This window comes from Myroides sp. LoEW2-1, assembly GCF_009767705.1.
GTDB classification, from domain to species: domain Bacteria; phylum Bacteroidota; class Bacteroidia; order Flavobacteriales; family Flavobacteriaceae; genus Flavobacterium; species Flavobacterium album_A.
Genome location: NZ_WSPP01000363.1, coordinates 1 through 15,647, shown reverse-complemented (window position 1 = coordinate 15,647; position 15,647 = coordinate 1). Strand labels below are relative to the sequence as shown.

6 protein-coding genes and 1 pseudogene are annotated in these 15,647 nt (G+C 36.3%); all 7 read right to left on the bottom strand.

What is annotated here, in order from left to right; translation table 11 throughout:
• Positions 1 to 535: 535 nt before the first annotated feature.
• A complete protein-coding gene (locus tag GOQ24_RS16010; RefSeq protein WP_160340153.1) occupies positions 536 to 2,503 on the bottom strand; it encodes an OmpA family protein in 1,968 nt (655 codons plus the stop codon).
• A gap of 31 nt (positions 2,504 to 2,534) precedes the next feature.
• Positions 2,535 to 3,479 (bottom strand): type IX secretion system membrane protein PorP/SprF, encoded by a 945-nt coding sequence (locus GOQ24_RS16005; RefSeq protein ID WP_160340152.1) that lies wholly within the window; start codon positions 3,477 to 3,479, stop codon positions 2,535 to 2,537.
• 13 nt (positions 3,480 to 3,492) lie between these two features.
• Positions 3,493 to 4,779: a gliding motility-associated C-terminal domain-containing protein gene (locus GOQ24_RS16000; protein ID WP_160340151.1), complete on the bottom strand. Its 1,287-nt coding sequence runs from the start codon at positions 4,777 to 4,779 to the stop codon at positions 3,493 to 3,495.
• A gap of 1 nt (position 4,780) precedes the next feature.
• The gene (locus GOQ24_RS15995; protein WP_160340150.1) at positions 4,781 to 9,010 is read right to left on the bottom strand and encodes a hypothetical protein; all 4,230 of its coding nucleotides are present in this window, start codon (positions 9,008 to 9,010) and stop codon (positions 4,781 to 4,783) included.
• Positions 9,011 to 9,076: 66 nt separating this feature from the next.
• The gene (locus GOQ24_RS15990) at positions 9,077 to 11,401 is read right to left on the bottom strand and encodes a hypothetical protein (RefSeq protein WP_160340149.1); all 2,325 of its coding nucleotides are present in this window, start codon (positions 11,399 to 11,401) and stop codon (positions 9,077 to 9,079) included.
• A gap of 20 nt (positions 11,402 to 11,421) precedes the next feature.
• Entirely contained in the window at positions 11,422 to 13,932 is a 2,511-nt protein-coding gene (locus GOQ24_RS15985) for a hypothetical protein (RefSeq protein WP_160340148.1), read from the bottom strand.
• Positions 13,933 to 13,957: 25 nt separating this feature from the next.
• Positions 13,958 to 15,647 (bottom strand): annotated as a pseudogene (locus GOQ24_RS15980) (hypothetical protein); the annotation flags it as partial.

The window sequence follows — 15,647 nt, the reverse complement described above, 5'->3', positions numbered from 1 at the left end:
ATTCTTAAGTGAGTAAAAAAATAAAGGCTATCTGTAAACAGATAGCCTTTATGAGTTTAAGAGAATTTGGGTTTGTTGTTTGTGCAAAGCACTTTTGTATAGTTTCTAACTACTTGTAAAGTCATTTGTTTACGCTATAGTTAATCTATTGTTTTGTTTTTGTTGCATGTCCTCTTCTACATTAATCATGCCAAAATTATTTTATGCAGTAATTTTATTTAATATTAAGTAAGTTACATTAAATAGCTCCTAAAATATATATACAATAACTTAAATATAAACCTCTCTTTACTTTTTAAAGATATAAAGCGAATTCACTTGATAAAATTCATAACAACAAACTAGTATCATCAGTCAATGTAATACTTCTGCAAAACAGATAATAATTACACTCATACAACTAGAAACATTATATAAGAAAAGCCCTCCCAAATGGGAAGGCTTTTCAAGGCTAAGTGCTGTTAGTTTTGTATCCTACAGCAGGATGGTCGAAAAAAAATTGTTTTGTTGTTTGTGCACAGCACACTTGTTTCTATTATAATTCTATTACAATAAATTCACTTCTTCTATTGAGTTGGTGTTCCTCAATCGAGCACGGTACTCCGTTGCTACATTTATTTATCAACTGACTCTCTCCATATCCTTTGCCAGTTAATCTACTCTTGTCGATTCCTTGCTCGATCATCCACTTCACAGTTGATTTTGCTCGGCGATCCGACAAGCTCATATTGTAGTTATCGTTTCCTCTACTATCTGTATGAGAACGAACATCTACTTTCATATTTGGATACAGTTTCATTACCTCTACCACCTTGATTAGCTCTATAGCTGCATCTGGGCGAATATTTGACTTGTCAAAGTCAAAGTAAATTGGCTGTAATTTCAACTTCTTAAACAAGTCATCATTAACCGTTACTTCTTCTGTTGCCTTGTCAAGACCCACATTAACTGTTCGCTTGCCAAAGGTGCGGTCTGCGTTTAAAACAAGTTCCACTGTACTATACTCTTGTTTTGAGGCTTGAAGGCGGTATTTCTTACCACACGACTTAAGCTCTGAGAGATAGTATCCCTTCTCATCTGTATATAGCGTATCTACTTGTTGATACATGGCATCGGAGATTATAACCATTGCATTAGAGAGTACCTTTTCTGTTTTAATATCATAGACTGTTCCCTCTATTTGCTGTTGACAAGCTTTCTCGCTGACAAAGTAAATATCATCAGACCCCTTGCCTCCTTGGCGATTCGAGCTCACAAATCCCTTACCAGAGTTTGTGTTTAGGTAAAAGCCAAAGTCGTCTAAACTACTGTTTATCGGCATACCAAGATTGGTTACCTCTGATACAGTTCCATCGGAGTAGATTCTAGCTACAAACACATCTAATCCCCCAAGGCCTGGATGTCCATCCGAGCTAAAGAAAAGCAGGTTGTCCGAAGATATAAACGGAAAAGTCTCTCTACCTGGAGTATTTACTCCTTCTCCTATGTTTTGAACCTCTCCATACTCTGCTTGACTTGAGATACTCACTCGAAAGATATCCGAAGCGCCTTTTGTACCTTCTCTATCCGAGGAGAAGTACAACCACTTCTCATCTGGAGTAAGTGCTGGGTGAGCGGTGTTAAAGTCATCCGAGTTGAAAGGCAACTCCACTACATTATCCCACTCTCCCTGATCGTTTAGACTCGCTTTGTAAATCTTCAATAGCGTATCGTCTTGTTTATTTCTCTTTTTCTTTCCGCTTTTCTTTGAATTGTTGCGCGTAAAGTACATCGTCTTTCCATCTTGAGTAAACACCGCTGTAGCGTCGTTTACCTTTGAGTCCAACACTTTGGATAACTTCACTGGCTCTGAGAAGCTACCATCGGGATTGATCTCACTTGCATACAAACTTGTGTAACTCTCGTTGGTCCATTGATGTCTTTTACTCTCTCTTGTATCTTGAGTTTCTCTAGCGGATGTAAACACAAGTTTGTTGTCTAAAAGCGCCGCTCCATAATCGGAATACTCCGAGTTTATATCCAAGTTCTTCAACTGGTATCGCTCTGGCATCTCAGCTATGCGTTCTCTATAGGCTTTGTTGGCTGAGTAGAGTTGCGATCTAGCATCATCCACTTCCATTTTAGAGAACTCCTGCATTACCTGGTCAGCCTTGTCGTAGTTTTCAACCGCGCGCAAACTCTGCGCATAGCGGTAGTAGTACTCCGAGCCCAATGCAGATAAGTCTTTATCCTCATACTCGGATTCGAAAAGCTGAGTATACCACTTGTTGGCCTCTACCAGTTTTGCGTTAAAGTAATACGAATCCCCTAACTTTTGCAAAATGGACTGATTCACATAGCCTTTATCTGCTATGGTCTCATAAACTTTAATTGCATCGATATAAGCTAATTTTTCAAACTCCTTATCGGCTTTCTTTTGCTTTACTTGTTGCGCGTGAATGCTCATACTTCCAAAGAGCATCAAACACACTAAAAAGCTTATCTTTTGTATCTTTCTTATCATCTGTGTCTTGTGTTAGATTGACCGTTAACTCTTAGAAGAAACGAGGGGCATTGATGCGTCCTGTTCTACTAAAAATATCAAAGCGAAGCACAATCTCGTGTGATCCTGAGTTGTAGTGACGCAAAGCGGTTGTCTCTGCATCGTAGCTATAACCCACAAATAAATTGTCGTTTACTTGGAATCCCGCCAAGGCGCTAAGGGCTGCATCCCAACGGTAAGCCGCTCCTAGGGTGAACTTCTCTGCTATTAAAAAGTTTGCCGATACGTCTACTTGTAAAGGTGCCCCTTGTATTGCCTTGGCCAAGAAAGCGGGTTTGAACTTCAAGTTATCAGACAAGTCAAACACATATCCCCCCATAAGGTAAAAATGCATCTTCTCGCGCATAGTCACGACCTCTTGACTATCGTAGTTGTCGTTGTATCTATCCACTTGTAAAAACTTGGGAACAGACAATCCAAAATAAGCTTTGTCGGAGTACACGTATACCCCTGCTCCTATGTTGGGATTAAACTTGTTGTTGATATTCTCTTGAGACACCCCGTCTGATGGATCAAAAATGCGAAGCTTCTGATAGTCTACACTCAATAAATTAGCCGTTCCCTTTAATCCAAAGGCCAATTTATAGTCATAACTAAGGTCAATTGTATAAGATAGATCCACAGAGATATTATTCTCATCCATCGCTCCTAATCGGTCGTTGACAAAGTTTACTCCAAGACCAAGACCTGACTCACCAAGTGGCGTAGACACCGATACATGCGCTGTCTTTGGTGCTCCTTCCATTCCTACCCACTGCGTGCGGTAAAGACCAAAGATGGATAAATTTGATTTAGATCCAACATAAGCCGGATTTATAGCTCCTGTATTGTACATGTACTGCGTGTACTGTGGGTCTTGTTGTGCATTGGCCGTAGAAACGCAGCCTAATGTCATTAGGCCGATTCCCACTGCTTGTATTGTTTTATGTAAATTCATGTAATCTAACTAATTAATTGGTCTCTAAGTGTAGGTATCCCGATTTTTTGATCATGCGAGAACCAAACTTATCCTTGTACTCATAAGTGACAATGTAGTAATATGTTCCCGTTGGTAACAACTCACTTTTGTCCACTGTCACCCGGCCATCTGAGTAACCATTAAACACATTGCCTCGTGAGTTGTAATTACTCGTTTCGTAAACGCGTACTCCCCAACGGTTGAAAATCTCAACCGTATTGTTTGGAAAACGCTCGATATTGTCAATGATAAAGTAATCATTCTTACCATCTCCGTTTGGAGAAACAAGGTTATAGATAACCACATCTCCGTCTAATAACCAATCTGTTTTAACCGTAGCAAGAGTAAAGAAACCATAGCCTTTCACACTTGTCGGGGTAGTGATTTCCTTCTTGTCTAAATCAACCACTCCACCTTCGTCAACCCAGATTTGCTGCTTGCTATCCCAGCGAACAATGTGCAGTTCTTCTTGGGGATTGACAAGTAATTCTTTCGGAGTTGTGCGCTCATCCCAACTTAGCGTTAGCATTACATCTCCCTTTAAGTTGTCCTTAGCTCTTTCAACCGTCCAATACTCATTCTTATTCAACAAGTTTATCACCCCTGAGGTGTTAGAGCGAACGCGGAAAAAGTTGTGATCCTCTGTATTGTATTTTCCTTGGTAAGAATCCTTCTCTCCCTCTGGAGCACTTATACGCGCATAGCGGTACATGCCTTTGTCTCCTTTTGGATACTGAAACTCTTCGTTTCCGATCTTCTCTACAAATCCCTCTGCGTGACTTTTATCACTTGGTTGTAACGCCTGAGCACCTTGGTGAAAAGTAAGCATACCTTGCAAGGAGTCAACTTTTACTATCCCGTCTTGAAAATCCACTGAGCCGTAAACATTCGCTTCATTCTTTAAATCAAAAGCGACCTGTTTCTCAGGGTTATTTAAAACAATGTGATAGAAATCTGATGGCTTCTTTCCCGAGATGATTTGTTTACCTTTAGCCCCTTCATAACGAGTAAAAACAGCTTTTGACTTTGTTGTTAAATCGCTATGAGTATAAAGATTATCGTTATTAAAATTACTATAAAAGTACACGCTACCATCGTTAGAGGTATAACCCTTATCGGTATTATCAAAGTCATAAGTTGTCGATAGCACACCACCTTCTGCTACATAGATCACCCCTTCATTTATCAGCTTTTTATTTTTACCATCTTGCACTTGAGCATTTGCCACAGAAGGCAAAGCCATAGAAGTACAAGCAACAATTTTAAATATCTTTTTCATACTATCTTATTTTTTGATAAATCATTGGATTGGTAATCAATAATCCATCAGCCTTCAAAGCAACGTAAGTGTGATTAGGCAAGGTAGCATCCCATCCCTCGTCACCTTCTTTATATGGTGTAGGATCTGTTGAAAGTTCCTCAACATTACGTTCTGATTTAGGCAATTTACCAACTCCTTTTACTGTTGCTCTATTATATACCCCTTTAGTTTGGAAAATATCAGTTTCAGTTACTGTATAAGATACAGTGAACCTCCAAGTCTCATTTCTATTCAAAATACCATTATTGTTATTATCACCTGAGAAAGTCACTCCCTCTTGTAATGGCAGATGAGTACGTTCATCCAGTTTAATGATGAATCCAAACAATGGGTCAATTATCTCAATGTCCTCTATATCCATATCACCAGCATTTTTCACATCGAAAGTATATAAGATTGTTTCTCCTACTTGTGCATATCCATCTTTACTCTCATCTGTAAACACCCCTTCTTTCTCTATAGTACAAGTTTCACACTCTTTTTGCTGTTGACCATAACCAAAACCATACATCATCGTTTGACCAATTACATTTTGAGTTACATCTACTTTATTGATATTTGCACCTGTTCCTTCTGAAATCCAATGTACTACTTGCAACGGTACCGCTACATTTCCATTAGATCGATCATACACTTCCAATTCTTCTAACAAAGCATCCGTAGTTCTTTTTCCCCATAATGTTACATTCCCCCATTTATCAATATTAACACGGATAACTGGTGAAGGATTATTAAATCGATCATTCTGATCAATATGTTTGTTATCACTTTCATCACCATTAGGGTTTTTATTCACATTCCAAACAGCACTAGTTCCTGTCTCTCCAAATCTTTTTCCATCAGATTTAAAACGTACATTTCTATTTGCATGGCCTGTTTCAAACTCTAATTCTTCTTTATAAAGAGGTACTCCATTAATAACCATATTAAAAGAATTGTCTAATCGATAAATATCTACAACAAATCCTCCATCTGTAGCAGGTTGTTCAAACTTCTCAACCACATTACTACCTTCTTTTTGAGCTCCAGCTCTATGAAACCATCCAAAACCTTTACCTACGATGTCTTGATAACACTCATCTGCACAAGTAATATTAGAGACATGGATTCCACAACTTGGATCTTGAATGCGCTTAGAGAATGTGATATTATCTATCAGAGTATGTCCAAAACCTTTTCCAGTTTCTAAAGCTCTATCTTGACTCCCTCGAATAGCAATCTTCACATTTTTACTTACTACATCATCACATGCAGCTTCTGCAAATGTAAAACTAGCTGTCAACGGTACCCATCCTAAACTAAATCCTTCTGGCTTAGCTCCTTCTGGCAATCCAACACCTCCATACTTCAATGGAACTGATGCATAGATATGACCAGTCTCTTTATCTAACACATCCATGATCATATAATCTTTATCATGGTAAGTCACATAAGAATAGATATCTAAAGTATAAACTCTGTCTTTCTCTATTTTTTCTGCTAATTCAAACTCATAAAACGGTTTAATGCTTTGCGCAGCTGAAGCAGCTCCTCTTACTAAGAATGCTGAACCATTTACTGCTCCAGACATATCTCTTATCGCTTTAGCATTATCCCAAGCTGGAGTCCAGTCAAAATTACTATTTGCTTCAGTTGGATCATTACTTGGTGCATTCTCTACCCATATTCCTTCATGCCAAGAATCTGCTGTAGGGATACCCATCTGTACATACCCAGGAGGATTTACAGAGTAATATCCATTTTTGATACGTGCTACAGAGATAGTTTCACTATGAGGATTTCTATTCGCACCTGCATAACGACTATCGTTAACACCTGGTGCAAAAAGATAAGATGCTGTCGCTCCTCCTCTAGGGCCTTGTCTTTTTATCGAACCATCCTGATTTCTCAATATCTCTCCATTCGCTCCTATACTAATAGAAGCTCGTTGACTCCAATCCGTTCTTCCAGAATTCACATTCCAATATCCACGATCAAAATCTTCAAAATACAATATCTTATCTACACATTCTCCAAGTGCCATAAAGACAACTTCATTGATATTGTTACATCCTATTGATCCATTTCCTCCAGGTAAATTACCTGAATCATTATTATAACATTCATAATGTGGATTCGTTGGTTTCACATTTGGGTCTCCATTTGTTGCATCTGGATCAGAAACATCAGCAGGTCTCATAATCGTTGATTCTGCAATCATTGATCCTGTCATACCGTTTAACACTCCCGTGATTTTATACTCAACTGTACATCCATTAGGTATTTGTAATTCTGAACGGAATGTACGCGTTAGAGGATCATAAGTAAGTGCTACTGATTCTTTAGCATTTCCATTCGCACATTTAAAAGTTGCTTTTACTCCTTTTGGATTGATTACATCCACTCCTGGAGGTACTGTAAATGTAAAAGGGGCACCATGAATTCCTTTACTAGCATCTGCTATAATATCAGAAGGTCCTTTATTACCTGCTGTCACTACATAATCTACTGTATCTCCTTTATGTCCTTTACTAGTACCACCTACTTTATAAGTAATATTCGTATAAAGGTCAGCCTCTTTTATAACAACCTCTGTCTTAATCTCTTTTTTATTTCCAACTCTGAACGTCCAAGTATCCATTGACTTTTTATCACCAAATGTACCAATAGCACCTGTACCATTTGCTCCCCACTTATGTCCATTAATATTACTACTAATTCCTTTATTCCCTAGAATTAAATGTGTATTTTTTATAGGATTAACTTTATCACCTACTGTATAATCCATCCATACATCACGATTCCAACGATCTTTTGTCCAAAAACCTTCTGTAATATCACTATCATCCCAAAATACTAAATCTGATAGAACATTATTATAATTATGATAATCTAATAATTCGATAGCTATACCTCCTATATTATATTCCATATCAAAGAAAGGGAAGTGAACTTCAGCACCTTGTAATTGTACATTTAGATCAACCGGAACTACACCTTTTAGCTTCGTTTTTCCATCTGTTCCTACTCCATCCCAATAAATTTTATTGTGTCCTTCTTTAGTATTTCCTTCTAATTTTTTAAATACAAATCCATTATTTATGATATCAATCGTAAACTGCTGTCCACTTATAGGAGCGTCAAACTCTATGTACCCACCTTTATGTCCAAAAACACCTACTGTCCCTTCAGCACCTACTATCTTCACATTAGATACTTCTGGCTCTATAACTGTAGGATTTAACCATGTAGTCAAACCATAAGATGAACTATTAATAGCAACTTTTGCCTTATTAGGCATATCTTCCGCAGGTAATGTATAGTAGATCTTATGGGTAATATTACTATCATCATCTGGAGTATTAGGATTATGAATATTATGAATAACTTGACTAGCTTCACTATTCATACTCTTATATAAAGAGTTCTTTGTGTAATAATCAAAAAAACCATTGTTATTCACAAAAAATGCCCATACAATACCTGAAGACCCCTTATGAGTCACTCTATACGTAAACCCATCATTAGTACGAACAAAAAAACGTCCATTAAAATTAACATTTTGATACGCAACAGCATTATCATTCCCATTAGTAAAATTCAGATTTGTAGTATAAACACGTCCCTCAATAAACTTAGTTTTACCCTTATTAATCACTGACACATCCCATGCTGCAATAGCTGCATTATTACCTTGAATCCAATTACCATTAGCACTAACTATAGCACTAGATGCAGATGTACTTCTAGAAGCAAATTCTACACGATAAATTCCCTCTCCTCCTTTTGGAACTTCATAATAAATAGGAGTATATCCACCTTGACTAGTAGCTGATAACCTAGGCCCTGCCAATTCAGCAGAACGACTTGGAATTTGTCCTTCTATTTGATTATTAATAACTTCAATACCAACAGGATTAAATAAATTAATTCCTCCCTTAGCATCCCAACGTCCATTTCCTTGGGCAGAAGATGCCATTGTGATGATTTCTCCTTCTTTAGCATACACGTAATGTGCTCCTTCATTTGGAAAAGGTATTGCTTCAGGTGAAGCATATCCCTTACCTAATAAAAAAGCACGATGTCCACTCACACCACTAGGGTATAGATTTCTAGAACCATCTGCCAACATAGTGGTACTTACTCCTAAGACTAAACTTAGAGTAAGTACTACTTTGATTGTTATCTTATTTATAATTTTATATATCATATTATATTTGTAATTATAATTTAGTTTAATAAGTATCTTAAGCTAAAGATACCTAACTATTTTTCGTTATTTGATTACAAAAACGATATTCATATATGAGGCAGGTGTCGCATTACCAATGATGTCATAAGTAAGCTTACCATCTTTATCTATACTCAAATTAGCAAATACTTTTGTGTCATAATAAGTCACATAGTAATGAAGCTCTCCTTTATCAAATACAGCTATATCTGCTGGAGCATCAGTACTCCCTACTATTCCTCCTGTATAAGGCATTGTATATCCACCTGCACCATGAGCAATAGGATATTCCGCATTTCCTACTCCTACTTTTCCTCCTGTAAACTGATCTACATACTCTTTATATAAATCTCTACTTAATTTAGTCCCTTTTGACTTTGTATCAAAAATAACTGCTGGCATATAGAAGAACTGAGGAGCTACTTTATTTTGATTTTTCCAAGTTGGAACTCCAGAACTATCAGTAACTAATACTTGATTCTTGCCAGCTTTAGCGACATCCTCTGGTTTAATAGTACCATTTTTAATTTCTTTAGAAGTAATTGACTCTTCTTTTACTCTTAAACTTGTCTCAACTAATACAGCTTTTAATCCACCATTTACAACTTCAATTGTTGCAGCATCTCCATCTGCAGCAGTTAAATTCTTACCATCAGTAACGTTGTCAACTCCTACATTTGGTGTACCTGGTTCCCAAGTATTTGTAGTTGTATTATAAACTAAAGTTTGTCCAGCAGCTGGTTTAGTTTCACTTACAGGCGTACCTTGAATACCACCTACAACTGTTTCACCATTCTTTAATACTACATCACCTGCTAAAGTTAATTCTGCTTTTTGATTGTTAACTGTTGTTACAATATTTGTTCCATCAGTCTTAATAGCATTAGTAGTTGTAGGAACTATTTCAGATTGTGCTACCCAAGTAGCTTTACCTTCTTTAGTAACCATTACTTGTCCATTAGTACCCGCTTTTATTTCTAAAGTAACATCTTTAAATGTAGAACCTACACTTCCTTTATCATCATTAACAACAATTGAAGAAGAAGTAACATTACCTGTTGCTAATTCTTTTTTAGCTGTATCGTAATTTACTGTTAAAGTTCCATCAGTAGCAACATCTAATCCCTTTCCTGGTTTTACTACCCCTGCTACATCTTTAGTAGCTGTTGGAACATCTAAAGTGTACTCATGAGAGTCTGTAGCTTTAGTTGCAGTAATATTTGTTCCTCCTTTAATAGTAGTAACTGTTTCGTTAGCTTTAACGATATCTTTTTGAGATACCCATTTAGTTACTTCTTTCTCACCATCATTTACAGTAACTAATACCTCTCCATTTTTACCTGGTTTGATCTTTTCTGTTGTTACAGCACCATCAGTAATTTGTGTATTAGTTACCTGACCTCCAATATTCTGTAGGCTTAGTTCTTTTTCTACTACATCAACAGTATACTCTGTATTTTTATCTTTTGTACCTGCTCCTGTAGTTACAACAGTAACTTTATCAGAACCATTTTTAACTGATGTTGTTTTTTGTCCTGCTTCGATAGCTGGTGTTAAGTCTAATCCTTCTCCTGATTTACCATTAACTGTAGTAACTAACTTATTATCTTTATCTAAAGTGTTTTCAATTGTATTTACAATATTAGCTGTTTCAGAAACACCATTAACATTAGATGTAAGTGTGTTTCCATTAGATATTAACTCGTTAGTTGTAGTAGGAACTAAAGTTGATTGATCTACCCAAGTAGTTCCATTTCCATCAGCATTAGTTACCATCACTTGATTAGCTTCACCGTGTGTAATCGAAAGAGTTACCTCTTTTAATACTGATCCTGCTCCATTATCTGTACCTCCTACAGTAATCCCAGTACCTGTAATTCCTTTTGAACTTGTCAGGTTATTTTCTGTTAAGCTTACCGCTTTCCATTTTCCTTCTGTTACATCATAAGTTAATACCTGATTAGCAGTTGGAGCAACATCTGAAATACTTGTTCCTTGAATAGCTACAACTTTTGTATCTCCTGTTTTACCTGTTACATCACCTTTTAATTCTATCTCAGTAATCTCAGATTGTTTAGCAAAACGAGCCCATTTAGCTCCGTCCCAATAGTAATAACCTGGTGTAACATCCTTAGATGTAGCTATATTATATACCATCAATGATGTTTCAGGCGCAGTGATAGGCGCTTGATTAGTTGTTTCAACTAACTCTACACGTGGCATCAACAATCCTCTTTTTGAGGATTGTATATCTACTGCTGCTGATCTATGTGGGTTGTCTGTTCCGAATCCTTGTTGTGCTTGAACGGTTTGAGTTCCTAATAAAAGCAATAAACTAAGTCCGGCAAATCCTATGTATGTCTTTTTCATCTTTTGTATTCTATTTTTTATTAGTTACGTCCAACAACAATCCATTTAGATCCATTAGACTTTAAAATCCATCCTTGGAATGGCATAGCTCCATAAGCTAAAACAGCGTTTGCTGATTTGATATTTAAATAACCATTGTGCTTTTCATCAGCATTTACAATCTTAATACTGATTGTTTGTCCTTCTGTCCCATTAACAGCTGGAAGGGTAAGATTAGTGTCTTTATCTCCTAAAGTAACTTCAATAACTACTTCCTCTTGATTAATAGAATAGTGTATGTCCCCTTCTATAGTAACATCTCCTTCTTTATTGATTGTAATACTTCCTGTAGATTCAGATTTACTAACAGCATATAACTTACCGTCTGTTCCGATTTTTACATTTTCTAAAACAGTATCTTTATCTGCAGGCGCATCTAATCCAGTAATAGCTAATGAACCACCTTTAGTATTATCAATTGCTAAAACAGTATTTTTATCAACTCTTCCACCTAATTGAATATCATTACCAGCTTTAGTTAAACCATTACTCGCTGTAACTGTGTTACCTAAAGCAGAAGCATCAATCCATTCTGTTACATAAGTAACTTTACCTTCACTATCTGTAACTTCTTTAGTTACTAATACTTGACCTGCAGTAGTACCTCCTTTTATTTCTATTGTTGTCTCATCTAACAAAGCTGTTGTTCCACCTGTTACAACAATCGATTTAGATTCTAATGCTTTACCTTTAAGAGTCTCACCAGAGATTTCTTTATAAGTAACTCCACCTTTACCATCTGCAACTGGAATCTGTCCTTCTCCTGCAGGAGTAGCTGTTCCATTAGCTGTAGTGTTAGAAGTCATTTTATCTGCCGATACAGCTCCATTGCCTAAGTCAACATTTGCTATTGTACCATCAAGAATCTCTGTAGATGTAATACTTCCTTCTTTAATACTTAGTTGAGTAGCTACTAACACAGCATTCTCTACTTTATTGGTTGTAGATTGGTTATCACCGATAACAATCTTACCATCAGTAGTTAAATCAGCTCCTAATGCTGTAGATACATTTTTATAAGTAACAGTCCCATCAGCATTTGCCACAGGTACAGTTCCTTCTGCCGCTTGAGTTGTGTTTCCATCGGCATCTTTACTACCTGCATATAACTTATCTTGTGTTACTGCACCGTCGTTAATTTTATTAGTTGTAATCGCATTATCAGCAATACCTAAAGTCACATCTTTCAATAAAGAGTTAGCAACTTCAAGAGTTGTTCCAACCACAGCACCAGCAGTTACCGTAATTCCTTCTCCTTTTAATGTTTTTGCTTTTAATGGATCTGTACCATCTGTACCTTTCTCAATAGCATCTTCAATTAAGTTTTTAGCAGATGTTTGTTTTAACACACCCTCTTTATCTGCGATAACTATATTATTACCATCAGTTACAGGTTTATCAACATGAGTTAGTCCTTCTATAGCTAAAACATTATTATCTGTCGTTGTAATACTAGTTTTATCTTCTGTTAAAACACCACCTAAACCTAATTTAGTAGTTGTACCATCAGTAATCTTTTGAAGACCATTAGTTACTTCTACGCCTACTTTATCAGCATCAACCCATTCAGTAACGAATTTGTCTCCTTCTTTTTTAGTAACTAATACTTGACCTGCTTTTTCTCCTCCTTTAACTTCGATATTCACATCTTTTAAAAGAGCTGTAGCAGCTTCACCCTCTATTTGAATAGATTTTCCTGTAGAAGTTAAAGCTTTTCCATTAATAGCCTCCTTATCAATAGCATCTTCCATTAAATCCTTAGCAGATACATTCTTTAAAATACCGTCAGGTCCCATTACTACGATATTATGTGTATTAGCATCAAATTTATTTCCACCAGTAGCATCTTTACCTACTAAAATTTCTAAACCAGAGATAGCTAATGTATTTTTATCTGTAGTCTTGATTTGAGTAGCTTTTGATAAATCACCACCTAATCCTACATGTACTTCATCTCCAACTTTTTCTGCTGTAACACCATTTACACCTATTATAAATTCCTCTGGATTAACCCATTCAGTGATATAATTATCTCCATCTTTTTTAGTAACTAACACTTGGTTAGGAGCAGTTCCTCCTTTTACACTTACTTTATATTCAGTATCGTGTCCAGTTGTAATTGGATCTACTTTCACATTATCTCCTTCAGAAACGGTTACAGCACTTCTTGAGTTAGATGATACAAAACGTACCCATCTACCTTTAGTCTCATCATTTTGATCTTCTGTTTCCCAGTAGTAAAATCCTGGAGTTACATCTGCTGCTGTAGCAGTATTGTAAACAAATAACGCATTAGCAGGTTTAGATACAGGAGAAGCTATTTTAGTACCTTTTAACTCTAATCTAGGAATCAATAAACCACGTTTACCCGAAACGATTTCTACAGCAGATGATCTATCTGGTGTATTTGTTCCGAATCCTTGTTGAGCGTATATATTTGAAGTTGCTAAAACTGTGAAAGCAACTGTAGCTGATAATATTATTTTTTTCATTATGTATTCTTGTTAAGTAAGGTGATTAAAATTTGTTAACGATTTGCCATTTAGTACCATCAGATACCAGATCCCATCCAGAGTAAGGAAGAGCTGTGTATAACTCACTTGCTCCCTCTATGTTTCCTTTTACAGTTACATAGAAATCTTCTTTAGCATCGTGTTTTTTGATTGTATATTTCTTTCCTGTGTTTGCTGCTGCATCAGGCAGAGTAACTACTAAGTCTTTAGATTCAGCAATTGCCAAAACAATTACATCTTCTACTTTAGCTGTATAATCTACTTTAGTCTCAACAATAGCATTCATTCCCTCAAGGTTTAAAGAAATAGTAGCCTCATGACGTAGAGCATCTTTACCACCATCATCGATAGTTAACATACCTCCTGTCACTTTAAGATCACCTTTTTTACCTGCTAATTCATTGATTACTCCCTCTACAGTATTAGATACTAATCCGTTATCCTCAGTAGGCTTCGTATAAGTAACATGCTTAGCGTTAACTTTATTATAAGTAACTGTTCCATCAGCATTAGCCACAGGTACCATACCTTCTTCTGCATTTTTAGAAGCTCCATTCCCGTCTGCAACTGTTGCTTTCATTTTATCAGAAGTAACAGACTGTTCACCTAATTTTTCGTTCGTTATTCCTTGGTCTGCTACTTGAATATTAGCATCAGCGAGTAAGGCTTTAATTCCTGTTGTTTTAGCTGTAAATTCAAGACCACCTGATACCACTAAATCACCACTAGTCCCTTCTACTGTTGTTATTTTTTCTAATAATTTCTCTATCGCTCCTTGAACATTTGTTACACCAAGGTTTGTAGAGTTATCATTATAAACAATTGCATTTGCATTCGCGTCGATCTTACCAATTACATCACCATTTGAGTTTTTGAACTCATACACATTCTTTGTGGTATTTAAAGCAACTGATACTTCTTTTGGATCAATTGTTACTCCTGTTTCACCTGTTAATGGTTGCCCGTTTGCATCTATTTCTTTCTCATTATAGTAAGTATAAGTACCATCAGCATTTTCAACTAATGTCGTAACAGTCTCGTTTGCTTTAACAATAGTGCTAAACTTAGTGTTATCAACATTTACCCATGAGTTAGTAGTCTCGTTCCACTCTTGGAAGATAACATCACCTGTTGTAGCATCGTAGACAATCTTGGTAAATCCACCTTTTGATTCCGTTACATATTTAATATACTCATCCACATTAGTGAATGTACGTCCATCAACTATTACAGGCTGTTTAACAATAGTCTCGAATTGCTTAACTACACTTGTTGGAATATCAATGATGGTTTCTGTTCCATCCTCACTTGTGTAAGTATAGGTACCGTCATTATTGTTATTTAACGTAGTTACCGTTTCGTTCTTCTCAACAAAATCTTTAAAATACTCCTCTACTGTAGTATATGTATTTCCATTAACTGTAATTGGTCCTCCATTGATAATTTTGTCAAACTGGTTAATTACAGATTGCGGAACATTGATAGTAACATCTTTACCATTACCATTAGTAAATGTATAAGTACCATTAGTATTGTCTACTAACCCTGCTTTATCAACGCTTCCTAACTCATCTCCATTATCAGCCACTAGCGTTACTTTTCCGTCTCCTTTATCCTGTAACTTTACTCCTGCTCCTTTACCTAGATTATCAGCTAACTTATCTAATGCATCTTGTACATTTTTAGCATCTATT

Coding starts and splice junctions, on each gene's coding strand:
- GOQ24_RS16010 (WP_160340153.1), bottom strand. CDS start 2,503: ATGATAAGAAAGATACAAAAGATAAGCTTTTTAGTGTGTTTGATGCTC.
- GOQ24_RS16005 (WP_160340152.1), bottom strand. CDS start 3,479: ATGAATTTACATAAAACAATACAAGCAGTGGGAATCGGCCTAATGACA.
- GOQ24_RS16000 (WP_160340151.1), bottom strand. CDS start 4,779: ATGAAAAAGATATTTAAAATTGTTGCTTGTACTTCTATGGCTTTGCCT.
- GOQ24_RS15995 (WP_160340150.1), bottom strand. CDS start 9,010: ATGATATATAAAATTATAAATAAGATAACAATCAAAGTAGTACTTACT.
- GOQ24_RS15990 (WP_160340149.1), bottom strand. CDS start 11,401: ATGAAAAAGACATACATAGGATTTGCCGGACTTAGTTTATTGCTTTTA.
- GOQ24_RS15985 (WP_160340148.1), bottom strand. CDS start 13,932: ATGAAAAAAATAATATTATCAGCTACAGTTGCTTTCACAGTTTTAGCA.